This is a genomic window from Arthrobacter sp. TE26545, from assembly GCF_056279005.1.
Map to the genome: position 1 here is coordinate 3,332,166 of NZ_JBWBQM010000001.1, position 24,712 is coordinate 3,356,877.

A 24,712-nucleotide genomic window follows, 5' to 3' on the forward strand; every position below is an offset into this window, starting at 1 on the left:
GAGTGTGAGACGTCACAGGGGCATTGTCAAGAGGCCGCGGCATCGCCAGGCGGGAACGGCAAGGGGCGGCGAGGAGGCTCCGGGCGCCCTTAGGATGAGGGCATGGCGAGAACCCGGGCAACCATCATGGACATTGCGCGCGAGCTGGGGCTCTCGAAGACCACCGTCTCCAGCGCCTTGGGCGGAAGCGGCCGGATCTCCGAGGAAAAGCGCGCCTTGATCCGTGAAACGGCTGACCGCCTGGGCTATGTGGCCAACCGCGCGGCCCGCAGCCTGCGGGTCAGCCGCGTCGGGACCATCGGCCTGTACATCCCGCCCATCGCCCGCAGCCTGGCCTTCTACATGGACTTCGCTTTCGGGGTCACGGAGGGAGCGGCCGCCGCCGACTACGACGTAACCCTCTTCGCACGCGGCCTCACCCCGCAGCGGGCCTTCCACGTGGACGGCGTGATCGCGATCGACCCCTCCCCCGGCGAACCCCTGGTCGCAGCCCTGCTCGATGACGGCATCCCCACCGTCTCGGTCGGCCGCTACACCGGCCCGGGCCAAGAGCGGGTCCTTGGCACCCTCGAGGCCCATCACGCCGAACTTCAGACCAAGATCCTGGACTACCTGCTCAGCCGCGGCCGGACATGCCCGGCGCTGCTCGCCGTCGACGACGCCATTTCCTCCTCCTGGGCAGTGGACACCCTGAACACCTACCTGGAGTGGTGCCTGCGCAACGGCATCCAGCCGCGGGTCCATGAGGTGGAGGCCAACGCGACGCCCCGCGATCTGGTGTCCGCGATCGCCTCGGCCGTGGATGCCGGGCATGCGGATGCCCTGGTGTGCGGCGCGCAGGGCCATGCCGCGCAAAGCCAGATCGTGCTCGAAAGCCGCGGCCTCACCGTGGGCAAGGACCTGGACCTCGCGTCCTTCGCCGGCGCCGCGGCCCTGGAGACCGGCAATCCGCTCATCAGCTCCATCGACCTGGCTCCGCGCGAATACGGTGCGGCGGCAACGGAACTGCTGGACGCCGTCGTCCGCGATCCCGACGCCGGACCGGTGCACCGCTGGTTCGACGGCGCGAGCGTGCAGCTGGCCGGCTGAGCACTCAACGGGCTGATGCCCGCAGCGAACCCCGGGCGGCGCCCACCATGCCTTCGACGGCGCGGGCCAGGTGCGTGCCGCGGTCACTGACGCCACCCCAGCGCACCAGGGACTGGGCGGTGAGTCCGTCGATCATGCCGAGGATCTGCCAGGCGAGCGATGCGGGATCGTCGGTTTCGAAGTGGCCGCCGGCAACGCCGTCCTCCACCACCGCCTGCAGCACGGCCTGCCACGCGTCCATCTGCTCACGGACGCACGCGGCAAGGGCCTCGTTTCTGCGGCCCAGGGTCCAGGCCTCCACCCAGACGGCGGTGACATCGAGCCGGCTGCCGTCCATGAGGGTGTCCAGCAGCAAGGCCAGGCGCTCCACGGGTCCGGGAAGGGCCGCGAGCATGCCCGCCACCTCCTCGGTTTCGGCCGCGACGATTGCCGTGAAGGTGCCCGCCACCAGGGCATCCACGTTCGGCTGGTAATGCGCCACAAGGCCCGAGGCCACCCCCACATGGGACGCGACGTTGCGCAGCGTGATCGCGGAAAGCCCCTGCTCAAGGGCGATTGCGCGGGCGGCTTCGGTGATTTCGGCGGCGCGCTCGGCGGGGGACTTCCGGGTAGCGCGCTTCTGCGTGGTGCTTGACATCACAGAACAGTCTAAAGTAGCTTTTCAACATTATTGATCGCATGATCAACAAGCTTCGCAATCAACGAGCTTGCAGTACAGAAGCTTGCAGCACAGAGGAGTCTTCATGGCTTGGAAAATGCCGGCCGAAACCGCACCCCACGAACGCACCTGGATGGCGTTCCCACGCACCGGCCTGACGCTCGGCGATGACGCCGCCTCGGCCGAGGAAGCGTACGCCGCCTGGACCGCCGTCGCCCACGCCGTCGCCGAATTCGAGCCGGTCACCATGGTGGTGGACCCCGGCGAGCGCGGGCGTGCCGCCCGCATGCTCGACAACGGAATCGAACTGCTTGAGGCGCCCCTCGACGAATTCTGGATGCGCGACGTCGGACCCACCTTTGTGCTCGACGACGAGCGTCCCGGCGTGCTCGGCGCCGTCGACTGGGTCTTCAACGGCTGGGGCGCCCCGAAGTGGGCCGAGTGGGAGAAGAGCGCCGGAATGGCCCGCTTCGTGGCGGAGCAGTCCGGCGCCGAACTGGTCAGTTCCTTGCTGGTCAACGAGGGCGGCGCCATCCACGTGGACGGCGAAGGCACCGTGCTGGTCACCGAAACCGTGCAGCTGGATCCGGGCCGGAACCCGCACGCGGACAAGGCCCGGGGTGGAGGCCGAACTGGCCCGCACCATCGGCGCCAGCAAGGTGATCTGGGTGCCGCGCGGCCTTACCCGCGACTACGAGGACCTGGGCACCCGCGGCCACATCGACATGGTGGCCACCCTGCCCACGCCCGGGCGCATCCTGCTGCATTCCCAGAGCAACCCGGAGCACCCGGACTTCGAGGTCAGCCGCAGCCTGCACGCCTTCCTGGAGACCCAGACGGACGCCGCGGGCAAGCCCTTCGAGATCGTCCAGCTGCCCGCGCCGGAGACCCTGCGCGACGAGGAAGGCTTCGTGGACTGGAGCTACGTCAACCACCTGGTGGTCAACGGCGGCGTCATCGCCTGCGGCTTCGGCGAAGAACGCGCCGACGCCCTTGCCGCCGAGATCCTGGCCGAGGCCTACCCGGGCCGCCGCGTGGTCACCGTGGACGCCCGCCCCATCCTGGCCCGCGGCGGCGGCATCCACTGCATCACCCAGCAGCAGCCCAAGCTCCCCGCAGCTGGCGGGAGCGCAACTAACGGGAGCGCAGCGTAATGGCGCTCTTCGACGTCGTCGAAGCCTCCATCGCGAAGCTGCGCGCGGCGCTGGAGTCCGGCGAAACCACTTCGGTGCAGCTCCTTGAGGCGTACCTGGCGCGCATCGAGGCCTACGACCGCAACGGCATCAAGCTGAACGCCATGGTGGTCATGAACCCCGAGGCCCGCGCCGACGCCATCGCCTCCGACGAACGCCGCGCACGAGGCGAAGTACGGGGCCCGCTGGACGGCATCCCCTACACCGCGAAGGACTCGTACCTGGCCAAGGGCCTCACCGCGGCCGCCGGTTCGCCGGCGTTCAAGGACCTCGTGGCCCAGCGGGACGCCTTCACCATCGAACGCCTGCACGACGCCGGCGCGGTGCTGATCGGTCTGACCAACATGCCGCCCATGGCCAACGGCGGCATGCAGCGCGGCGTCTACGGCCGGGCCGAGAGCCCGTACAACGCGGACTTCCTGACGGCGGCCTTCGGCTCCGGTTCATCCAACGGTTCCGGCACCGCGACGGCGGCCAGCTTCGCGGCCTTCGGTTTGGGCGAGGAGACCTGGTCAAGCGGCCGCGCACCGGCGTCGAACAATGCTTTGTGCGCGTATACGCCCTCCCGCGGCGTCATTTCCGTGCGCGGCAACTGGCCGCTGGTCCCCACCATGGACGTGGTGGTGCCGCACACCCGTACGATGGCGGACCTGCTGGAACTGCTGGATGTGATCGTGGCGGACGACGCCGAGACGCGCGGCGATTTCTGGCGCGCGCAGCCCTGGGTGGAAATCCCGAAGGCCTCCGAGGTACGGCCGGAATCGTACCCGGCTCTCGCTCCGGCGGATCCCGACGGCGGCCGGGCGGCTTTGCGGGGCAAGCGTTTCGGGGTGCCACGCATGTATGTGAACGCCGACGCCGAGGCCGGAACCAGCGAGAAGCCGGGAATCGGCGGACTGACCGGGCAACGCATCGAAACCCGCGCCTCGGTGATCGAGCTGTGGGAAGCGGCCCGCCGCGACCTGGAAGCCGCCGGCGCCGAGGTGGTGCTGGTGGACTTCCCCGTGGTGAGCAACTACGAGGGCGACCGGCCCGGCGTGCCCACCATCGCCAGCCGCGGCCTGGTCAGCCCGGAATACCTGCACCACGAAATCGTGGACCTCTCCGCCTGGTCCTGGGATGACTTCCTGGCCGCCAACGGCGACCCGGCACTGCATTCGCTGGCGCAGGTCGACGGCGCGGCGATCTTCCCGCACCCGGACGGTGCCCTGCCGGACCGCTACACCGGCTTCGACGACGACATCGCGGAGTACCCCGTCCACATCCGCTCCAATCCGGGGCGGCCCATGACGGACATTCCGGAACTGGCGGCCGGGGTCCGTGGACTGGAGCTGACCCGCAAGCTGGACCTCGAGGAATGGATGGACGGGCTTGGCCTGGACGCCGTGGTCTTCCCGGCCTCGGCCGACGTCGGGCCGGCGGACATGGACGTGAACCCGGCGTCCGCGGACCTCGGCTGGCGCAACGGCGTGTGGGTGGCCAACGGCAACCTGGTCCCCCGGCACCTGGGCATCCCCACGGTTACCGTGCCGATGGGAACGATGTCCGATACCGGCATGCCGGTGGGCCTGACTTTCGCCGGCCGCGCCTACGACGACACCGCCTTGCTGGCCCTGGCGGCCGCGTTCGAGGCGACCGGCTCCCGGCGGACCGCCCCGCCGCGGACTCCGCGGCTGGGCTGAGCTGATCTGCAAAGGGCCGGGCAGCACCAGGCCCTTGCAGCTTCCGAGGTTTCACTGCTTCCGGCGGCGGCAGCACCGCCGTCGGAAGCTCCCGGAACCCGTTCGAGGGCGTCCTACGGCCCGGCCTTCAGCGGCCGCCCGCGATCTTGCGGCTGCGTTGTTCCTGCGCGTGCGGTCCGTACGGATACACCCCGAGCCTCGGGTTGCTCGCCCCGTTCAGCCGCTCGATGTCCTCGGTTGTCAGCTCAAGATCCGCCGCCGCCAGATTGTCCGCCAGCTGATCGCGTGTCCGTGCGCCCAGGATCACGGATGTCACAGCCGGCCTGCCAGCCAGCCATGCGAGGGCAACCTGTGACTGGCTGACGGAGTGCAAGGATGCAGTCGCCTCGACCGCGTCGAGAACCCGCCAGGTGTGTTCGTCCGCGTTCCGGGCTTCCCAAGCCTCCATGCCCCGCTTCGGGTTCTCCCCCAGTCGGGTGGCCCCGATCGGGTCCACATCGCGCCGGTACTTGCCCGAAAGCCAGCCACCGCCCAGTGGCGACCACGGCAGGAGGCCGATGCCGGCGTCGAGCGCCGCTGGAACAATCTCCAGTTCAATGCCCCGCACCAGCAGGTTGTACTGAGGCTGCAGGGTGACCGGAAGATTCCAGCCGTGTGCCCTCGCCAGGTGGAAGGCCTTCGTCAGTTGCCAGCCGAGGAAATTGGAAAAGCCGTAGTAGGCGATCTTTCCGTTGCAGACGGAGTCGTGCAGGAAGCGCAGGGTCTCCTCCAGCGGGGTAATGGGGTCCCAGGCGTGCATCTGGTACAGGTCGATCTGCTCAACACCGAGGCGGCGCAGCGAGTCGTCCAGTGCCTTGCCCAAATGCCGGCGCGACGTGCCAAGATCATTGGGGCCTTTTCCCATCGGAAAACGTCCCTTGGTGGCGAGCACCACCCGATCCCGCGCGCCGCTCCGGCTGCCCAACCAGCGGCCGATGATTTCCTCGGACGCACCCTGGCTGTAGACATCGGCGGTGTCCAGGAAGTTGCCGCCGGCGTCGAGGTAGTCGTCCAGGATGTGGTGGGAAGTCTCTTCGCTCGCTTCGGCCCCGAAAGTCATGGTTCCCAGCGCGTAATTGGACACGACAGCACCGCTGTTGCCCAGTGTGCGGTATTCCATGCTGCTCCTCAGTTCGTTTCAGTCTTCGGTGGGCGTGGTCAGGTTCGAGTGATAGTCGCGCCAGCTGTGCTCGGGTCCGAAGCCCAGCAGCCTGCGGGCCTTGCCGATGGACAGCAGGGTTTCGTGGCGGCCCAGTTCCTTGATTACCTCGACGCCGGGAAACACTTCGGCAGCCAGGTCGGCGCTGGATCTTTCCATGACCGTGTCTGAGGCCGCGATGATGAAGGTTTCGAATCCCGGCTGGCCGTTTTCCAGTGCGCGGGCGACCGCCTGGGCGCCGTCCCGGGCGTCGATGTACCCCCACAGGTTCCATTTCCGGCGCGTGGCATCGGCGTCGAAGGACCGGAAGTCCTCGTAATCCTCGGGATCCATCACGTTGGAGAAGCGCAGGGCCACGATGCTCAATGCCGGATCCCAGCGGGTGAGCTGGATGGCCATCTGCTCTTCAAGGTGCTTGACCAGCGAGTAGGTGCTCTCGGGCCGGGCCGGGTACTCCTCGTCCACCGGGATGTACGGGGGATCGATGTCAAACGGCAGGCCAAGGACGGTTTCGCTGGAGGCATAGACAATCTTCTTGATCCCGGCCCGCCGGGCAGCCTGGAAGACGTTATAGCTGGAGAGCATGTTGTTCTCGAAGGTGGCGGCATCCGGCGCCAGCCCTGGGGCGGGGATGGCGGCCAGGTGGACCACCGCGTCGAATCCGTTGTGCCGGTCATCCAGGCCAAGGATGACATCGAGGACCTGGCCGTAGCTGCGCAGGTCCACGTTGACGTACCCGGGTCCCTTCCGCCCTTCCCGGTCCAGGTTCAACACCTCGTGGCCGTCCGCAACCAGCCTCCGGACCACGCTCCTGCCAAGTTTTCCGCTTCCACCAGTGACAGCAATTCTCATCGGGATCTCCTTCGAAAGGGGCTCTGTCTGAAGGGACTCTGTCTGAACACTGTAGGCGCCGTCCCGACGCCGGGTCAGCTACAGCCCATGTTGCAGCCGAATTTCGCTCCCAGGTGACCCCGCGTTTGCCGGGCCCGGAAGCTCCATGGCCTCGTGGATCTGCAGGGCGAACCACAGCTGGGCGAGCGTGGACGTTTCACCCATGTCCAGCCCCGTCAGCTCGCCGATCTTGCGGATGCGGTAGATCACCGTCTGCCGGTGGGTAAACAGGAGGGCCGCCGTCTTCTGCCAGGACCGCTGCGTGTCGAGGAAGACCTTGAGGGTGTGCATGAGGTCCGGTTCGCGGCCCCGCTCGTAGTCGATGACCGGGCCCAGCAGGTGCCGGACCAGCGCTGCGCCCTCCTCATGGCGTGTCAGTCCCAGCCAGGCCGGGCCTTCCGGGTACCGCACCAGCTGGCTGCCGCTGCTGGCTGCCGTCCCGAGCGACCACAAAGACTCCTGCAGGGCCGTCTGGATCCCCGACGGCGACGCCGGGGAACTCACCCCGATCCGGACGTGCTCGCTGACCACGTGGCGCATCAGCTCTTGGGAGCATTCATTCGACACCAGCAGATGCAGGCGGTTGGCCCGGTTCAGGCAGGCCGACGGGAAGCCGTGGCCCCAAAGGTCCACGTGGACGTTGGCCAGGTCATCGCCCTCTCCGGACATGGACACCACCACGAAGTCCTGCGCCGGGATGCCGAACTCGCCCAGCCGGCTCTCGAGTTCGGCCACGCCGTAGCGTCCCTCAAACGCCTGCAGGAGGAACTCGGACCCCAGCCTGCGCTGGCCTTCGAGCGCCAGCACCGTCCGTGACAGCTCCAGGCCAAGCACCGTGGCGGCGTGGAGCAGGACCACCGCGTCGGGACGCTGCTCGGAGTCGGGCAGCACTACCAGCAGGGCGTTCACGTGGGTGGGAATGTCCATCATCAGGACGTGCTGCTCACCGAAGCGCAGCCATCGGAAGCCCTTGACCGTCGCCGTTGATGACGTCCCCACCCACTGGGCAAGCCAGGCGGACAGCCCGGCCGGCAGCCCGTCCCACCCGGGATGCCACGGGTCCAGGCACCGCCGGTCGACCACGAAAAGCTTCGAATCGAGTTCCGCGGCAAGGCCCTGGAGCAGGCTCCGTCCGTTGTCCTCGGCACCGGACAGGCGCAGCAGGTCGTAGATCCTGGCCGTCTGCCGCAGCCGGCGTGACTCCTCGATCAAGGAGGCCTCGGCGACCGTCCGGGCAATGGCGATGAACGGCAAGGGGTAGGGAATGTTGATCAGCGGAAGCGGCAGGGAATTGCAGGCGTCGATGAGTTCGGGAAGGAGCTCGGGCGCATGCATCTTCTCGCCCACCGCCAGCCCGCTGGCTCCCGCCTTGACCAGTTCCTGGACCAGTTCCACCTGCCCTTCGGCGTCGGACGGAATGGACAGCCCGTTCGTCATCATGATCTCGCCGCCGGTGGTCCATTCCCACAGCCGCGGGAGGTCCGAGGTGTGCGCCCAGGTGATGCGGTTTCCGATGCCTTCGGAACCTGCCAGGAGCCGCAGTCCAAGCTGGGGCTCCGCAAGCAGCTCCGCCACTGTAATCGCCATTGTTGACCACGTTCCCTTATCTGCCGCCGGCCTGCAGGCCGTCCGAACGCCGGGTGTCGGCCGGAATTCCGGGCTTCTTAGACAAAGGTATAGGCGTCCCCGCTATTTGTAGTCAATCGATAGATATGCTGCGTGACGCACATCACCAATGATTGAAGAACCTGCAGAGGCAGCAGGAACCAGCGCAAACGTGAAGGATTCCCCCATGACTGTCCACCAGCCCGTCGGCCCCGTCGATGCCACCAAGGTTCCACGCTTCGCGGGACTGGGCACCTTCGCCCGGCTCCCGCAGATCGACCGCGTCCCGGACTACGACATCGCCGTGGTCGGCGTCCCGTTCGACGGCGGCACCTCCTTCCGTCCCGGCGCCCGCTTCGGTCCCGCGGCGGTCCGCGAAGCGTCGCGGCTGCTGCGCCCCGGCTACCACGTGGAGCTCGACGTCGAACCCGTGCGGGAAGTCCAGGTAGTCGATGCCGGGGACATCGTCTGCACGCCCTACGACATCGCCCGGGCCGTCCGTGAAATCGAGGAGCAGGCCCTGCCCCTTCTCGGTGAAGGAAAGCGGCTCATCGCCATCGGCGGCGACCACACCATCGCCCTGCCCATGCTGCGGGCGCTGAACACCGTGCACGGACCGGTGGCGCTGCTGCATTTCGATGCCCACCTGGACACCTGGGACACCTACTTCGACCAGCCCGTCACGCACGGCACCATCTTCCGCCGCGCCTTCGAAGAAGGCCTGCTCGTCCAGGACCGCTCGATGCACGTGGGCATCCGCGGCCCCGTCTACGACCGGAACGATTTCCTGAGGGACCACGAGTTCGGCTTCCAGATCATCCGCTGCTCCGACCTGGACACCCTGGGCGTGCCCGCCGCCGTCGAGCAGGTCAGGGAACGCCTGGGCGACACCCCCGTGTACGTTTCGATCGACATCGACGTCCTCGATCCGTCCTACGCGCCCGGCACCGGCACCCCGGAGATGGGCGGCCTGCATTCGCGCGAACTGCTCGCCCTGCTCCGCGGACTGGAGGGCATCAACATCGTGGGCGCCGACGTCGTCGAGGTCGCCCCGGCCTACGACCACGCGGACATCACCTCCGTGGCGGCGGCAACCCTCGTGTTCGACCTCCTCGGACTGATGGTGAAGGGCAACCGCGGAGCCGGCGAGGTTCTCTCCCTGGCCGCGCGGAGCGCATCATGAATACCGTGAGTAGCAACTCCGGCGTCAACGAGGTTCCCCGGCTGGAGGACAAGACCATCCAGCCGATCCCGATGAACGAGCGGCACGGCAAGGCACGTGACCTCTTCACCATCTGGTTCGGGTCCAACATCATGATCATGACGATCGTGACAGGCGGGCTCGCAACCACGGTCTTCGGGCTCGATATCGTCTCCGCACTCGTGGGCATCGTCGTCGGCAACCTCATCGGGGCCGTCTTCATGGCCCTGCACTCCGCCCAAGGTCCGCAGCTCGGCGTCGCACAGATGATCCAGACCCGCGGCCAGTTCGGCTCCTTCGGTGCACTGTTGATCGTGCTCATCGTGGTCATCATGTACGCCGGCTTCTTCGCCGCCAACCTGGTGTTCGGCGGCGAGGCAATGGCGGCGGTCAACCCCGGCATCAGCGTCGATGCCGGCATCGTGATCATCGGCGTCGTCAGCGTCATCGCCACCATTTTCGGCTACCGGATCATCCACGCGTACGCGAAGTTCCTCAGCATCGTGGCCGGCCTGGCCCTGGTGCTGGCGTTCATCTGGATCCTTGTGGTCCAGGGGCTTCCCGTTGGCTTCCTCGAGCAGGGCGACTTCAACTGGGTCGGCTTCATGGGGACGATTTCCGTCTCCGCATTGTGGCAGCTGGCGTATGCCCCGTACGTCTCCGACTACTCCCGCTACCTTCCCCAAGGCACCGGCTCCCGGAGCGCCTTCTGGGCCTCGTACTCCGGCTGCGTGCTGGGAACGCTCTTCCCCATGGTGCTGGGCGCCGTCGTCGGAAGCGTAGCGCTTGCCCTCTCCAGCGATCCTTCGAGCATGGACATCGTGGGCGATCTCGGAATCCAGCTCCAGCCGCTCACCGTGGTGATCATCGGCATCTTCTGCCTCGGTGTGGCCGCCTCGAACGCCATGAACCTCTACTGCGGCGTGCTGTGCAGCCTCACTGTCGGCCAGACCTTCAAGCCGGACTGGATGCCCAAGGCCAAGACCCGCACGGTCGCCGCCATCCTCCTCTTCGCCCTCGCGGTGTCCGTGGCCCTGTTCGCCCGGGACAACTTCATCCTCTTCTACACGAACTTCCTGTCCTTCCTGATGTACGTGCTGGTTCCCTGGACGGCCATCAACCTGGTGGACTACTACCTCCTGCGGCACGGCGACTACCGGGTTGAGGACTTCTTCCGGCGCGACGGCGGCGTGTACGGCAGGTTCAACTGGGCCGCGATCGGCTGCTACCTCGCCGGAGCCCTCATCCAGCTCCCGTTCTCGGCGACGGCGGTCTACACCGGCCCCCTGGCCGCGGCGATGGGCGGAGTGGATCTCTCCTGGATCGTCGGCCTGGCGGTTGTAGCACCCCTGTACTACTACGTTGCCCGGGTATCCCAGAAACCCCGCAAAAGGGCGGAGACCGCGCCCGCCCCGCCAAAGAAGCTCGTGGGCGATCCGGCCTGACAGCCTGCCACACCGCAAAGACCCTCCAGAACCCAGATTGGAACCACTCCCATGACTACCACCGACACCGCCCGGCCGGGCACCGCGTCCTTCGCCGTCCGGCGTCCCGCAAGCCAGGGAGCCCCTGCCGGGCTGCCACCCGTGGGACATTTCATCAACGGAGCCTTCGTGCCGGGCTCCTCGCCTGAGCTGCTCGACGTCGTCAACCCGGCCACCGAAGCCGTGCTGGCTTCGGTTCCCGCCGGCACCGCCGCAGACGTCGATGCCGCGGTGGAGGCCGCCGTCGCCGCCCAGGTTTCGTGGGGCGCCGCCACGCCGCGGGAGCGATCCGAAGTGCTGCACCGCATCGCCGACATCCTCGAGGCCAACCGCGCCGAGCTTGAACACCTCGAGGCTGCCAACACCGGCAAGCCCCGCAGCGTCGCCGAGGACGACGTGTCCAGCACCATCGACACCTTCCGCTTCATGGCCGGCGCCTGCCGCACCCTGACCTCGTTGGCTGGCGGTGACTACGCCGGCGGGCACACCTCGGTGATCCTGCGCGAACCGGTGGGCGTGGTGGGTGTGATCACGCCGTGGAACTACCCGCTGCTCATGGCCGCCTGGAAGATCGCGCCCATCCTTGCCGCGGGCAACAGCGTGGTCCTGAAGCCGTCGGAGCAGACTCCGCTCTCCACGCTGAAGCTCGCCGAACTGGTGGCCGGGCACATCCCGGACGGCATCTTCAACGTCGTCACGGGCCAGGGCCGCACCGTCGGCCAGCGCCTGTCCGAGCACCCGGACATCGCCTTGGTGGCGCTGACGGGAAGCGTGGCAAGCGGACAGGCCGTGGCCGCCACCGCGGCCCGTTCCGTCAAACGGGTCCACCTGGAGCTCGGCGGCAAGGCACCCGTGGTGGTCTTCCCCGATGCGGACCTCGCCGCGGCAGCGGCCGGCGTGCGCAACGCCGGCTACTGGAACGCCGGCCAGGACTGCGGGGCCGCGTGCCGGGTACTGGTGCACGAATCGGTGGCTGAGGAGTTCACCCGGCTCCTCGTCCAGGAGGTGGCAAGCCTGGTGGTCGGCGCCCCGGACGCCGGGGACGACGTCGAAATCGGACCGATGATCTCCCGCCAGCATTTCGAGCGGGTCAAGGAGGCATTGGCCGCCGCGAAGGCAGCCGGGCTGCGGACCGCCGTCGGAGGCTCGGCGCTGGAGGGCCCGGGCTACTTCATCGAGCCGACGGTGATCGCCGATGTTCCGGCGGGCGCCCCGATCGCCAGCCACGAGATCTTCGGCCCCGTGGTGACGGTGGAAACCTTCGCCTCCACCGAGGAAGCGGTGAAGCGGGCCAACGAAACCCCCTACGGCCTCTCGGCCTCGGTGTGGACCCGGGATTCGGCCCTGTCCCTCAGCGTTCCCAAGCAGCTGGACTTCGGTACCGTGTGGGTGAACGCCCACCTGGTCCTGGCCAACGAGGTGCCGTGGGGCGGGTTCAAGGGATCGGGCTACGGCAGGGACCTCTCCCTCTACGCCCTGGACGACTACTCCCGGACCAAGCACGTCATGATCAACCACGGCGTCTGAGCCCTGACCCGAAGATCGGAGCCTGAAATGAGCAACGCGCCCACCCGCGGACCCCTGGCAGACGCGGCCTTCCCGCCGGTCCCGTTCGGCACGGACGTGCCCTGGAGCAACTGGGGAGGGAACCAGCACGCCACACCAGCCTTCACCGTGCGGCCGGGCAACGAACAAGAGGCCCTGGCCGCAGTGCGCTTCGCCATCAAGGAAGGGCTGCCGGTCCGTGCCGTGGGCTCGGGGCACTCCTCCTCCCCGCTGGTCCAGACGGGCGGGGTGCTGCTGGACATGGCGGCCATGGCGGGAATCACCGGGACCGACCGCGAAAACCGGCGTGTGCGGGCCCTGGCCGGGACCACGATCAACGCCTTCGGCGATCCGCTCTGGGAACAGGGCCTTGCACTGGCCAACCAGGGCGACATCGACAAGCAGCAGATCGCAGGCGCCTTGTCCACCAGCACCCACGGCTCGGGGATAGGGCTGGGCAGCTTCTCCTCGGCGCTGCGCTCGGTAAGGCTGATCGACGGCCACGGCGAGATCGTCGAAATCGGCGAAGGCCAGCTCCGCGAACTCAGGGCAGCGCAGGTTGCTCTCGGGACACTGGGCATCTTCCTGGAGGTGGAGCTCGCCGTCGAGGAGGCCTACTACCTGCAGGAGGAAATCACCTACCCCGATTGGGCCGAGACCGTGGCCGGCTGGGATGCGGACATCGCCGGCAACCGGCACTACTCCTTCCTGTGGTGCCCCGGCGAAGGCTCCGCGGAACTCCTCGATCTGCCCGGCGCTCCCGGCGAGCGCATGAGCAACCGGAGCTACACCAAGCGGTACAACGTCGTCGAACTCAAGGACGAAAGCGGCATTTCCGGCGTCGAAGGCAAGCGCCTGGACCGTTCCTACAGGATCTATCCGGGCGGCTTCACCACGCCGTTCCACGAGCTGGAATACTTCGTCCCGACCGGGCACGGGCTGGCGGCCACGGAGGCCATCCAGGATCTCATCCGCACCAAGCACCCGGACCAGCAGTACCCGGTGGAGGTGCGGTGGGTGAAGGCGGACGAGGGCTACCTGTCGCAGTTCCAGGGCCGGGACACCACGGTCATCACCCTCACCACCGAACCCGGAACGGACTACTGGCCGTTCTTCCGTGACGCCGACGCCCTGCTGCAGGAGTTCGAGCCCCGCGCACACTGGGGCAAGATCCACTTCATGAGCCGCAGCCGCCTGGAAAGGCTCTACCCCGAGCTTGATACCTTCATCCAGGTCCGCCGGGAATTCGATCCCCGCGGAGTGTTCCTCAACGACCACACGCGCGCGCTGGTGGGCTGACTTTCCCGACGCGGCGTCACTTACGGCCCATTTTGCCCGGCGGAATGGGCCGTAAGTGACGCCCGTGCCCAAGGGGTACGACTTCCGATTCGGGCAAATTACAGTTGCCTGCTCCGACGGTCCAGTTCGGCTCTTCGAGCCTCTTCCTAGGCAACGGCAAAACCTTGACGTTCGTCCCTTTTTTCACAGCTCATCTGGTCTAGTGACCCGCCGGGCCATCCTGCTGCGGCTTAACAGCGGCAGCCGCCTCCCGAGTAGATGCGGTGACGTCCGCGAGGATCCGCTCGTGGATCTGGGCGGTGAGCTTGTGAATCGCACGCGTCAGCTCAGTATTCTCCTCGAGCAGTTGCTCCTGGGCGTTGTAATCATGGTCTGCCTTCACCTGTTGGAAAGCCGCTTGACGGTTCTGTCCGATCATGACGAAGGTCGAGAGAAAGATCGCTTCGAGCGAGACGATCAGCGTCAACGTCGGCCACGGGCTTTGCTCGAACACGAGCATCCATACAGCGAAAAGCAACACATGCAAGTAGACGAAGTTCATCGATCCGGCGAAGGCCGTGATTGCATCCGCGACTCGAAGCTGAATGCTTGCGGCCCGGCGCTCGGCCTCGGCCAGGACCGATGGGTGCAGCTTTGCCGGCTCGCTTTGGGAGAGCAACCGTGTAGGTCTCAGATACGATCGCGGGTGCGCAGGAGCGCCCGTCGTTGACGTCGGTTTGGTTCCAGTCTGTTGTGTCATGGGTTCAATCCCTTGGCTAGCGGCGAGCCCGTCCCGCCTCTGAGAGCGAGCCTAGCGCCGCCTTGCGCCTAATCGCAGGACCAAGCGGTGACTCAAGAACCAGAATGTACGCGTGTCAGCTACAGACGACAGCTTGGGCACTAAACTGGCCGCATGACTCCCCAGGAACTGGCCAACCTGGCCTTCTTGCGCCGGGCGCGGGACCTGATCGACCGCGAGTACGCCCGTCCGCTGGATGTGCCCACGATGGCCAGCGGTGCGCTCATGTCGCCGGCGCATTTCTCGCGCCAGTTCAAGGCCGCCTACGGGGAGACGCCCTACAACTACCTCATGACCCGGCGGATCGAGCGGGCCATGGCCCTGCTGCGTGCCGGCAGCAGTGTCACCGACGCCTGCATGGAGGTTGGCTGTACCTCGCTGGGGTCCTTCAGTTCCCGCTTCACCGAGGTGGTAGGCATGACACCCAGCGCCTACCGCGACCGGGAGCACCAGGCAGTGAAGGCCATGCCTTCCTGCATCGCCAGGCAGCGCACAAAGCCGGACCGCAAGCCGAGCAGGATTGAAGAAGCATCCGCCTGAACGCCGCAATAGCTTTGAGGCATGAACATTTCACTCCAGTACTCACAGATCACTGTCAACGACCTTGACGAATCGCTCGCCTTCTACCGTGACGCGCTCGGCCTCGAGGTGCGCAACGACGTCGGCTCCGACGGGCAGCGCTGGGTCACTCTCGGCAGCGCCTCCCAGCCGGACCTGGAACTGGTGCTTTCCGAGCCGCACGCCGGCCGGTCCAAGGACGACGGCGACGCCCTCCAGGTGCTCCTGACCAAGGGCGTGCTGCCCGTGATCGTGTTCCGCACCGACAACGTCGACGCCACCTTCGAACATCTCCGCTCCGCCGGTGCCGAGGTGCTGCAGGAACCGATCGACCAGCCGTGGGGTCCGCGGGACTGCGCGTTCCGCGACCCGTCCGGCAACCACGTCCGCTTCAACCAGACGGCGTAGCAATCAGCCGACAGGCTGCTGACCCCACGCGCCTCAGGCCTTGACGGGAGTGCGGAGCCGGGGATCGTCGTCGGGCAGGTCTTCCTGGCTCAGCTCCTCATCGGAGAAGCTGACGCCGGCACTGTCCGCGGGGGCCGGATCCACCGGCTCCAGCGCCTGGACCATTTCCTCATAAAGGGCCGGGGCGACGTCGTCCTCCCGCCGTGCGGGCGCCTGCACCGGAATTGCGGCGGTCACCGGGGCAGCCGTCGGCGCGGGCGGCACGTGCAGGGCGAGATATTCCGGCGCGTGGTACTCCGGGGCGAGGTAAGCCTCTTCGAGCGCGGCCCGCTCCCACTCGATCTGGTCAAGCTCGGCCTGCTCCTGGGCAGCCCGCTCGCGGTGCAGTTCGGCGACCTCCGCGCGCTTCTGGTACATGTGCACCGTGAGGTGGGTGATGGCCAGGAGCACCACCGGCGGCATCGCGGCAACAAGCGCGGAAACGACCGGCGGGATGCCGGAACGGATCGCGTCCACGGTCAGGATGGCATGGACGGAGTTGGCCGCCGTGGAAACGATCGCGCCGAAGAAGAGCAGCGTCCACGGGTAGACCATGGCCCGGCGGCTGTGGCCGTTCAGCGCCACGATCGCCACCGTGGAGGCCACGATCATGCCGTCCACGATGATGGGCCAGATCCAAGCCAGGTGGGCTTCGATGCCGGAGCGCTGCGCAAGATCGGTCAGGGCCGCGAAGGAAAGGATGAAGGCGCCGACGGCGATCACCACAGTGGTGCCGACCGCGGTGAGGAGTACGGCCTTGTGCGGCTCGTTGGGGATCGTGGTGTTCACCGGATGATTTTACCGGCCGGAGCCGCCCTCGAATTCCCATGGCCAGGCCGCCCGTGCCCTCTCCCCTGTTGGCGGATTCCGGGCGTAGTCTGGCCTTAAGCCGGGGTTCAGGAATCCGGGACAGGCCAATGGCTGGGAATTGACAGGCCAATGGCTGGGAATTGGGTCTGGGGCATGACGATGAGGAATGGTCCAAAATTCACAGTGGCGACGACCCTCGGCAGGGTCTTCGGATACTTAGTCCTGAGCGTCATCGGCGGGGTCCTGTCGGCCAGCCTGGTGGTGCCGGTGATCGCGGCCACGGGGTTCGCAGTCGGTGGATCCGTCTCCTACTTCAACGGGCTGCCGGCCGAGCTGCAGGTGGGCCCGCCGTCGCAATCCAGCAGGGTGCTGAGCGCTGACGGGAAGCTGATCGCCACCTTCTTCGCCGAAAACAGGGTGCCGGTGAAGCTGGAGAACATCTCGCCCTACGTGCGCCAGGCAATCGTGGCGGTGGAAGACAACCGCTTCTACGAACACACCGGCGTGGATCCGCAGGGCATCATCCGGGCGCTCCGGGTCAACCTTAGCGGCGGGGACCGCCAGGGCGCCTCGACCATCACCCAGCAGTATGTGGCCAACGTGCTCAACGAGCAGCGCCTCTCCGCCGGGCGGATCGATGAAGTAGTGTTGGGCAACCAGAAGACCTTGCTGGACAAGCTGCGCGAAATGAAGCTGGCCCTGGAACTGGAGAAGAAGTACAGCAAGGCGCAGGTGCTGGAGGGGTACCTGAACATCGTGTTCTTCAACCGGGATGCGTACGGCATCGAGGCCGCGGCCCGGCTGTTCTTCAGCACCTCGGCCAAAAACCTCACCCTGCCGCAGGCCGCCCTGCTGGCCGGGCTGGTAAACAGCCCCAGCTACTACAACCCGATCGCGAATCCGAAGGCCGCCGTGGAGCGGCGGAACGTGGTCCTGTCCAAGATGCTCGCCCAGGGCGTGATCGGGCAGAAGGCGTACGACGCCGCCACCTCCACTCCGTTGAAGCTGAAGGTCACGCCGGCCCGCCAGGGTTGCGCCGGGGCCGCGATGGCGCCCTACTTCTGCGACTACGTGGCGCACCTGATCCTGAACAACAAGGCCTATGGCGCTACCGTCGATGACCGCGAGAAGCTGCTGTACCGGGGCGGGCTGACCATCACCACCACCCTGGACAGCCGGCTGCAGGCCGCGGCCCAGACGCAGGTGAACCTGTCGGCCGGCGCCAACCCGGACAAATGGGGAGCCTCCCTGGTGACCGTGCAACCGGGCACGGGACGGATCCTGGCGATGGCGCAGAACACCGTGTTCCTGCCTGCGCCGGGGAAGTTCGATACCCAGCTGAATTTCAATGTCGATGCCCGGGACGCCAACGGCTACGACCTCAGTGGAGCAGGCGGCTTCCAACCCGGTTCCACCATGAAGCCGTTCACCTTCGCGGAGTGGCTAAACGAGGGCAAGCCGCTGAATGCGATCGTGGATGCTTCGCGGCGGGTCTATCCGGTGGGGTTCCCGTGGCGGTCCAGCTGCGGCCAGCGGGTGTTGGGCGGCTACAGCTCGGCGCAGAAGGCCGCCAATGAGGGTGCCGACGACGACTTGCAGAACAACGATCCCGGCTACTACCGGCCGATGCCCATCAACTACGGCCTGTTCAACTCGATCAACACCGCCACCTTCGCCACCGCGGCCCAGCTCGATTTCTGCGGCATCCAGAAGATGGTGGACGCCGTGGGCCTGCACAGCGGGCTGGACCGGGCGCAGATCAACATGCACCAGCTGGGCAACCTGCTCGGTGCCATCGGAGTCTCCCCCCTCAACCTGGCCAGCGCCTTCTCCACCTTCGCCAACGACGGCCGCTACTGCGAGCCGATCGCCCTGGTTTCGGTGGTGGCACATGACGGCCGCCACTTGGCCGCGGACCGCGCAAGCTGCCGGGACGCCGTGAAACCGGAAGTGGCCCGCGGCGTCAACGCCGTGCTCCAGGACGTCCTGGTCCAAGGCTCCGGCTGGTACATCCACCCGAAGGTCCAGGACCTGATGCCCACCGCAGCCAAGACCGGAACGTCCAACACCAACGGCGCCACCTGGGTGGTGGGCTACACGCGCGGGCTCGCAACGGCGTCGTTCTTCGGCGACACCTCCAAGGGCCAGACGCGCGAGGGCCGCAACGTCACCATCAACGGCAAGTTCTACAAGGTGCTTGACGGTTACATGATCGCCGGCCCGCAGTGGGCCAACTACATGGTGAACGTGGTACGGCTCTACCCGGGTGGCAAGTTCCCGGATCCGCCGGAGTCCATGATGCGCGGCCCCGGCCCGCGCCCCAGCAAGGTCGGCCCGCCACCTGCCCCGGCGCCTGTCAAGAAGGTAGACGCCACTCCTGTGCCCGAGTCTTCGCCTACGCCGACGCCCGCGCCGGCACCTGCCCCCGCGCCGAAACCCAAGCCGCCCAAGCGCTGACGCTGCATTTGCTTCCGAGATGGAATTGCCGCCGAACTGCAAGCAAATTGCCCTTGAAGCAATTTCATCGACGACGGGAAAATCGATAAATGGCGCGCCGGACCGGCTTTGTGGTTTTCTTCCTTCTTGCATCGGCAGTTGTGTGCGGCGCCCTCGGGTCCTGCTCGGGGTACCCCGTTCCTCCGCCGGCATGCTTTCCGCCGAAGTATTCAGTGCAGCCGGCGACCGCCCGGCCCGGCGAACAGGTCACCGTGTCCGCCCCGGACGCCAACTGCAATCCGAGCTACGGGAAGGAAGCAAGGATTGAAATTTCCCTCACCGATGCCGCGGGCAGGGAAATCTTCAAACGGACCGGATCTATGAGCAACGACGGCGGATTCACCTTTTCGTTCAAAGTCCCGGCCGGGATGAAGCCCGGCAAAGCCGGGGTCACCGCCGTGCCCCATCAGCTCGACTGGTGCGATGACACGGGTAGGAATAACCGGCTGAAGCGCCAGGGCGCCGGAGATCCCGGCATCGCCAGAATGTCATGCGTCATTCCGGTTGTCCCGTTGGTGATCCGGCCGGTGAATTGATGGGAAAATGGTGCGGGCAACTCCTGCTTGGCCTGCGTCATTTTGCCTGACGGCTCGGCTACTGTGAGTTCGTCCGAGCATCGATCATAGGGGGACGAATGGAATTCGCAGAACGGCTCACGGCACTGGCCGCAAAGGTACGGCAACAGCGTGAGGTAATCGAAACCGAGGAAGCAACCAAGAACGCATTCGTCATGCCGTTCATCTCCTCGATTCTTGGATACGACGTGTTCAATCCGCTCGAGGTTGTCCCGGAGTTCACTGCCGACGTGGGGATCAAGAAGGGTGAGAAGATCGACTACGCCATCATGAAGGATGGTGACGTCCAAATTCTCATCGAGTGCAAGAAGTCCATCGGACCCGTGCGGATCGAGCACGCTTCGCAGCTGTACCGGTACTTCGCAGTTACCAACGCCCGGATTGCGATCCTGACGAACGGTGAAATCTATCATTTCTACACGGATCTTGACGCTCCGAACCGGATGGACGCCAAACCCTTCCTTGTGCTGGACCTGAACGATATAGATGAGTCGCTAATCCCGGAACTGCAGAAACTTTCGAAGGAAGTCTTCGATCTCGATTCCATCATCAGTGCGGCCGGTGAACTGAAATATATCGGGGAACTCAAGCGGACCCTGGCTGCACAATTCAAAGAGCCTGAAGACGAGTGGGTGAAGTTCCTGACGGCGCGGGTCTACACCGGCGCCTATACACAGAAGGTGCGGGAACAGTTCACCATCCTCGTATCGAAGGCCGCAAAACAGTTCCTCAACGACCAGGTCAATGAGCGCCTAAAGAAAGCGCTCGGAGCCCAGTCGTTTGTGGCTTCCGACGAAACCATCGTCGCCCCGGAAGTCACCAGCGAACCGGTGGTCGAGGCAGATCTCGCGGAAGCGGACGGCATCGAGACAACACTCGAGGAAATTGAGGGCTATCAGATTGTCCGCGCAATTGTGTGCAGCGAGGTCAAACCAGCCCGGGTTGTTCAGCGTGATGCGAAGTCCTATTTCGCAGTCCTGCTCGATGACAACAATCGCAAGCCGATCGCGCGACTTCATTTCAATCGCGCACAAAAGTACATTGGTCTCTTCGACGCCAACAAGGAAGAAACCAGAGTGCCTATCGACTCCTTGGAGGAGATCTATGAGCACACCGAGGTGCTCCGTGCGAGTGTGAAGAACTATCTCTGAGGGATGCGAGGGAGGCGGCGTGGCCGCCTCCCAAGCCGCTGAGCTCGGCAACGGGCACGCCCGCCCCGTCACCGGCGTTCTGGTGATTTTTCGGTGCAAAAAGCCTGACCATCAAGGAGCGGCCCGCCGGCGTCGTGGTCCTCACGTCTCAGCAACCCGTCCGCTGGCTCACGCGACAGCCGCAACTGCTGTCAATGGCGAAAGCCGAACTGTTCGCGTCAGTTGCCAACAATCCGCGGACCTGGCACCGGAACCCTCCACCGGGGATTGACCCGGTCCGCTGCAGGCCAAGTCCGTCGCGCTCCAGCAGAGGATACAGAGGGCGGCGCTGTTCCGTGCCGCCTGGGTTCTGGCGGGGGCATTCGTCGTTTTCGCTGCCGCGGTTCTCAACTTCCGCTTCCAGGAAAGCCGGCAGCCCTCAGGAATTGTCCGCCCGCCTGGCGCGATAGGCATCCGCGGCATACACCCCGAGGATCCGTACTTCCGTGGTGAAGAATTCGAGTTCTTCCAGGGCGCGGCGAAGCCGGGGATCTTCCGGATGTCCTTCGACATCGGTCATGAACATCGTGGCGGCGAATTCGTCGCCCACCATGTAGCTTTCCAGCCGGGTCATGTTCACGCCATTGGTGGCGAAACCGCCGAGGGCTTTGTACAGGGCCGACGGAACGTTGCGGACGCGGAAGACGAAACTCGTAATCGCCGGGCCGGGCAATTCCTCCTTGGTTGGAAGCGGCCGTTCCTGCGTGAGGACCACAAAGCGGGTGGTGTTGCTCGGATCATCTTCGACGCCGGAGGCCAGGACCTCGAGCCCGTACAGTTCCGCCGCGAGGGGCGGAGCCAGGGACAGCTTGCGGGGGTCGTTCCATTCGCGCACTTCCCGCGCGGAACCCGCGGTGTCCCCGGCGATGACCGGCTTCAGGCCAGCCTCACGGATGATCCGCCGGCATTGCCCCAGCGCATGGATATGGCTGTGGACCTCGGTGGCTTCCTCGATGCTGCTTCCGGGAACGCCCATCAGGTCGAAACGGATCGGCAGGAAATACTCTCCGACAATCTGCAGCTTGGACTGCGGCAGCAAGGCATGGATGTCAGCCACGCGGCCGGCAATGGAATTCTCGATGGGGATCATCCCCAGTTCCACGGCTCCCGTCGACAGCAGCTCAAAAGCGTCCTCGAAGCTGGCACATGGAACGCTTTCCGCGTCGGGGAACATTTCCCTGCAGGCGAGGTCCGAGTTGGCTCCCGGCTCTCCCTGATAGGCAATCTTTGAGACCATGGTGCTCATCGTTTCATTGAGCCCTGCGAAGAACCCAAACGGTGTACGTTCATGAACGCACCGGGCCGCGGCCCAAAGCAAAAGGGTGCCGCCGCGGATTGCGGCGACACCCCCTGGCTGGATCGCTGGGCGCCTAGTTCCTGATGCCCGCGCTTGAATAGCCGATCTGAATCGTCGATCCGGTCGGCAGGCCGCCGATCGACTGGTTCAGGACAATTTCGACCATCGTGACAATAATTGCCGCGGAGGTCTTGGTTACCTTGTGCAAAGTGACCTTGCCCAAGCCCGGCACCTGGACCACGGTGTTGGGGGCAACAGAGGCATTGATCGCCGGCAACCCGGCGATCCTGAGGTTGGTGAACGTGGAGGTGTCGGTCAAGGTGACCACGCCGCCTGCCTGGGCACGGCTTGCGCTGGTCTCTGCCTTGATGGCGTCAGCCTGGATCACGCCGCTCAGGACATTGAGCCCGGCAAGGGAATTCGTCACGGTGCCCTTGAGGGCTGGAGCGACGGTGGTGGTGGTGGTCGTCGCGGAGGCGCCCACCGTTGCGAGACCCGGGAGGGTGGCTCCCGCCAGGTTTACCGTCTGGGTTCCGGCGCCGCAGCTGAGGGCGGCATACGCGGTGGGTCCCGAACCGAGCAGGCCGGTCGCCAGGGTGGTCTTTGTCGTGAACCCTGCACCCGTGGCGTAGCCAAGCTGTGCCGGCGTCAGCTTAGCGAGGCTGACACCCAGGCGGATGTCCGTTCCTGCCTTCACGCCTGCGATTCCGGCCTTGAGGACCTCGACGCGCAGCGCCGTCGTCGAAACCTGGTAAGTACCGTTGACCAGCTTCTTTTCCTGGCCATTCAGCGTAACTTTGCCGAGCGAACCCAGGAGGGGCACGTTCAGGTCAATCACCGTGTTGGGGGCCGGGTTGGCGGCCACAGGGAGACCCAGGACCTTCAGGTTGGCAATATTGGTCTGGTTCGTGCCGGAAAATGCCCCGGCGGTGTTCTTGTCTGCGATACTCACGGACGAAATGGTCCCGGCCGTGATGAGTCCGCCCAGCAGGTTGGTGCTGCCGACAACCGAACGTCCTTCGATGCGTTTGCCGGTTGCCGTTTCCAGCGTCCTGACGCTCGTTGCGGCGGCGCCCACGGCACCCACTGCAGGCACATTCAAGGCTGCGGCGGTGTTGCTGGAAGTCAATCCGGTAAGACCTGTGCAGCCAATCGATGAATTAGCAGTGGGACCGGACGTAAGTGTCTTGTCGGAATTGTAAATGTAGGAACCATAGGCGATTCCCGAGAAACCAGTGGTGACCTGTGCGGGCGTAATACTCGGAGTCGCCGCCGTCGACGGGGCGAGGGGCCCGGCAACTGTAAGCGTCAGGGCGCCGAATAGCGCGGCCAGTGTTCGTTTCATGCTTTTCTCCCCATAGATAACACGAGACAATTCTCGCGGTGATAACACGATATCAGTTCAGTGCTAACAACAGAATCATGGCAGTTCGCAGCGCAAACATGAATTGCAGCCTAAATACGTGACTCCTCGGAACGAAATTCAATCCAAGCTGCCGTTATGAATTCATGCCGCCATTCGGGGCCTTACCCGTGGATTCGCGGACCACCAAATGGGTTGCGAGCTCCACGCGGCGTGAGTCCAGGGTTTCGCCGCGCATCTGGCGCAAGACGAAGCGCAGGGCGGCGCGGCCCATTTCCTGCAGCGGCTGGGACACCGAAGTCAGTGGCGGTACGGATTCTTCGGCCTGGTACGTCCCGTCGAATCCCACAACGCTCATGTCCTCGGGGATGCGGACCTTCTGGCGGCGGGCCTCGGCAAGTACGCCCAGGGCGATGCTGTCGCTTGCCGCAAAGATGGCCGTGGGCCGTTGCTCCAGCTGGAGCAGGGACTTCATGCCCGCCACTCCGTGCTCGGGCCGGAAAGGCCCCGAGAAGATGTAGCTTTCCTCCACCGGCACACCTTCTGCCATGAGTGCGGCCATGTAGCCATGGAGCCTCGCCTGGTTGCATTCCGCAGCCTCCGGTCCGCCCAGGTAGGCGATCCGGCGGTGCCCGAGACCCAGCAGGTGGGCAGTCGCGGCCTTGCCGCCGGCCCAGTTGCTGGCACCGACACTGACAACGTCGTCCGGGGGCGGGTTGAGTGGGTCGATGACGACGATGGGAATCTGCCGCCGCAGAAACGGCTCCAACTGTTCCGAGCCGAAGGCCGACGTCACCACGATCATGCCGCTGCGCCCTTCGTCGATGATGCGCTGCGCCCGCTGTTCGGGGCCGAGGGGCGAGGCTCCCTGCACGCCGGTCACGTTGAGGAGGACCTCGACGTCGGAGGCCGCCGCATGCTCCAGCACGCCGTTGAGCACTTCCACGCCGTATGCGGAGTTCAAGGAGTCGAGGACCATTTCCACTACCGGCCGCCGCCAGGCGATGTTCTTCCGCTGCAGGGGCGACTTGTAGCCGGAGCGTTCCAGCGCGGTGAGGACCTTGGCGCGGGTGTCCGCGGCAACATCCTCCCTGCCGTTGACCACCTTCGAGACGGTGGGGGCGGAAACGCCCGCTTCCCGGGCAATCGCGGCCAATGTCAACTTGGCTGGGCGTTCGCTGCCGGCCATACACACCTCGACTCTTTCGAAACATTTCGGTGGCAACAGTCTGTGTTCCTCTGCCCAAGAAGTCAACCAGCATTTCGTCAAGGGGTTGAACTTTATGCCCCCAAGTCCTTGACCGTGACCAAGGCCACAGTTAGATTTGCTTCACAGGCCGAAAATACTGTCGA

General features: G+C 65.7%; 20 protein-coding genes and 1 pseudogene. 12 read left to right on the forward strand and 9 right to left on the reverse strand.

All coding sequences use genetic code 11. The annotated features are described in order from the left end of the window. Positions 1–102 precede the first annotated feature (102 nt). On the forward strand, positions 103–1,089 hold the full coding sequence (locus ACZ9CK_RS15125; protein WP_476050343.1) for a LacI family DNA-binding transcriptional regulator: 987 nt from the start codon (positions 103–105) through the stop codon (positions 1,087–1,089). 4 nt (positions 1,090–1,093) lie between these two features. On the opposite strand, the gene ACZ9CK_RS15130 is transcribed toward ACZ9CK_RS15125, so the two are convergent. Continuing rightward, positions 1,094–1,726, reverse strand: a complete 633-nt coding sequence (locus ACZ9CK_RS15130) for a TetR/AcrR family transcriptional regulator (protein WP_426299856.1) — start codon at positions 1,724–1,726, stop codon at positions 1,094–1,096. A 106-nt stretch (positions 1,727–1,832) separates the two neighbouring features. On the opposite strand from ACZ9CK_RS15130, the pseudogene ACZ9CK_RS15135 reads away from it, so the two are divergent. Both ACZ9CK_RS15135 and ACZ9CK_RS15140 read left to right on the forward strand, forming a co-directional pair. Further along, positions 1,833–2,901, forward strand: a pseudogene (locus ACZ9CK_RS15135) (agmatine deiminase family protein). Continuing rightward, the gene (locus ACZ9CK_RS15140; protein WP_476050344.1) at positions 2,901–4,622 is read left to right on the forward strand and encodes an amidase; all 1,722 of its coding nucleotides are present in this window, start codon (positions 2,901–2,903) and stop codon (positions 4,620–4,622) included. The pseudogene ACZ9CK_RS15135 and the gene ACZ9CK_RS15140 overlap by 1 nt, the downstream one beginning before the upstream one ends. A gap of 127 nt (positions 4,623–4,749) precedes the next feature. On the opposite strand, the gene ACZ9CK_RS15145 is transcribed toward ACZ9CK_RS15140, so the two are convergent. The 3 genes from ACZ9CK_RS15145 to ACZ9CK_RS15155 all read right to left on the reverse strand — a co-directional run bounded on the left by ACZ9CK_RS15145 (position 4,750) and on the right by ACZ9CK_RS15155 (position 8,298). Further along, on the reverse strand, positions 4,750–5,781 hold the full coding sequence (locus tag ACZ9CK_RS15145; RefSeq protein WP_426299862.1) for an aldo/keto reductase: 1,032 nt from the start codon (positions 5,779–5,781) through the stop codon (positions 4,750–4,752). 18 nt (positions 5,782–5,799) lie between these two features. Continuing rightward, positions 5,800–6,672, reverse strand: coding sequence for an NAD-dependent epimerase/dehydratase family protein (locus ACZ9CK_RS15150; protein WP_426299864.1), 873 nt, complete (start codon positions 6,670–6,672; stop codon positions 5,800–5,802). 78 nt (positions 6,673–6,750) lie between these two features. After that, a complete protein-coding gene (locus ACZ9CK_RS15155; protein ID WP_426299866.1) occupies positions 6,751–8,298 on the reverse strand; it encodes a PucR family transcriptional regulator in 1,548 nt (515 codons plus the stop codon). A 205-nt stretch (positions 8,299–8,503) separates the two neighbouring features. On the opposite strand from ACZ9CK_RS15155, the gene speB reads away from it, so the two are divergent. From speB to ACZ9CK_RS15175, 4 genes are read left to right on the forward strand one after another with little or no spacing between them, the layout of a single operon-like run. Then, the gene (gene speB / locus ACZ9CK_RS15160; RefSeq protein WP_476050345.1) at positions 8,504–9,499 is read left to right on the forward strand and encodes an agmatinase; all 996 of its coding nucleotides are present in this window, start codon (positions 8,504–8,506) and stop codon (positions 9,497–9,499) included. Continuing rightward, positions 9,496–10,962 carry a purine-cytosine permease family protein gene (locus ACZ9CK_RS15165; RefSeq protein ID WP_426299870.1) on the forward strand — a complete coding sequence of 489 codons (1,467 nt, stop codon included), beginning with the start codon at positions 9,496–9,498 and terminating at the stop codon, positions 10,960–10,962. The genes speB and ACZ9CK_RS15165 overlap by 4 nt, the downstream gene beginning before the upstream one ends. Before the next feature lie 51 nt (positions 10,963–11,013). Continuing rightward, positions 11,014–12,528: an aminobutyraldehyde dehydrogenase gene (locus tag ACZ9CK_RS15170; RefSeq protein ID WP_476050346.1), complete on the forward strand. Its 1,515-nt coding sequence runs from the start codon at positions 11,014–11,016 to the stop codon at positions 12,526–12,528. A gap of 27 nt (positions 12,529–12,555) precedes the next feature. Then, positions 12,556–13,845: a D-arabinono-1,4-lactone oxidase gene (locus ACZ9CK_RS15175; RefSeq protein ID WP_426299874.1), complete on the forward strand. Its 1,290-nt coding sequence runs from the start codon at positions 12,556–12,558 to the stop codon at positions 13,843–13,845. Positions 13,846–14,044: 199 nt separating this feature from the next. Here the strand turns inward: ACZ9CK_RS15175 and ACZ9CK_RS15180 are convergent, their stop codons facing one another. Then, a complete protein-coding gene (locus ACZ9CK_RS15180) occupies positions 14,045–14,584 on the reverse strand; it encodes a DUF1003 domain-containing protein (protein ID WP_426299876.1) in 540 nt (179 codons plus the stop codon). A 153-nt stretch (positions 14,585–14,737) separates the two neighbouring features. Here ACZ9CK_RS15180 and ACZ9CK_RS15185 point away from each other — a divergent pair, with 153 nt between their 5' ends. Beyond that, positions 14,738–15,163 (forward strand): helix-turn-helix transcriptional regulator, encoded by a 426-nt coding sequence (locus tag ACZ9CK_RS15185; protein ID WP_476050347.1) that lies wholly within the window; start codon positions 14,738–14,740, stop codon positions 15,161–15,163. Between the two features lie 21 nt (positions 15,164–15,184). Further along, positions 15,185–15,589 carry a VOC family protein gene (locus ACZ9CK_RS15190; protein WP_426299880.1) on the forward strand — a complete coding sequence of 135 codons (405 nt, stop codon included), beginning with the start codon at positions 15,185–15,187 and terminating at the stop codon, positions 15,587–15,589. 33 nt (positions 15,590–15,622) lie between these two features. Here the strand turns inward: ACZ9CK_RS15190 and ACZ9CK_RS15195 are convergent, their stop codons facing one another. Beyond that, positions 15,623–16,417, reverse strand: a complete 795-nt coding sequence (locus ACZ9CK_RS15195; protein ID WP_476050348.1) for a DUF2637 domain-containing protein — start codon at positions 16,415–16,417, stop codon at positions 15,623–15,625. 174 nt (positions 16,418–16,591) lie between these two features. On the opposite strand from ACZ9CK_RS15195, the gene ACZ9CK_RS15200 reads away from it, so the two are divergent. From ACZ9CK_RS15200 to ACZ9CK_RS15210, 3 genes are all read left to right on the forward strand, one after another. Further along, positions 16,592–18,895, forward strand: coding sequence for a transglycosylase domain-containing protein (locus tag ACZ9CK_RS15200; RefSeq protein ID WP_426299884.1), 2,304 nt, complete (start codon positions 16,592–16,594; stop codon positions 18,893–18,895). Between the two features lie 251 nt (positions 18,896–19,146). Next, on the forward strand, positions 19,147–19,470 hold the full coding sequence (locus ACZ9CK_RS15205) for a hypothetical protein (protein WP_476050349.1): 324 nt from the start codon (positions 19,147–19,149) through the stop codon (positions 19,468–19,470). Positions 19,471–19,568: 98 nt separating this feature from the next. Then, the gene (locus ACZ9CK_RS15210; protein ID WP_476050350.1) at positions 19,569–20,660 is read left to right on the forward strand and encodes a type I restriction endonuclease; all 1,092 of its coding nucleotides are present in this window, start codon (positions 19,569–19,571) and stop codon (positions 20,658–20,660) included. 418 nt (positions 20,661–21,078) lie between these two features. Here ACZ9CK_RS15210 and ACZ9CK_RS15215 read toward each other — a convergent pair whose 3' ends face one another. The 3 genes from ACZ9CK_RS15215 to ACZ9CK_RS15225 form a co-directional block, all read right to left on the reverse strand. After that, positions 21,079–21,936 carry a prephenate dehydratase gene (locus ACZ9CK_RS15215; protein ID WP_426299886.1) on the reverse strand — a complete coding sequence of 286 codons (858 nt, stop codon included), beginning with the start codon at positions 21,934–21,936 and terminating at the stop codon, positions 21,079–21,081. Positions 21,937–22,069: 133 nt separating this feature from the next. Then, on the reverse strand, positions 22,070–23,341 hold the full coding sequence (locus ACZ9CK_RS15220; protein ID WP_476050351.1) for a choice-of-anchor P family protein: 1,272 nt from the start codon (positions 23,339–23,341) through the stop codon (positions 22,070–22,072). Between the two features lie 154 nt (positions 23,342–23,495). After that, positions 23,496–24,548: a LacI family DNA-binding transcriptional regulator gene (locus ACZ9CK_RS15225; RefSeq protein WP_426299890.1), complete on the reverse strand. Its 1,053-nt coding sequence runs from the start codon at positions 24,546–24,548 to the stop codon at positions 23,496–23,498. Positions 24,549–24,712: the final 164 nt, after the last annotated feature.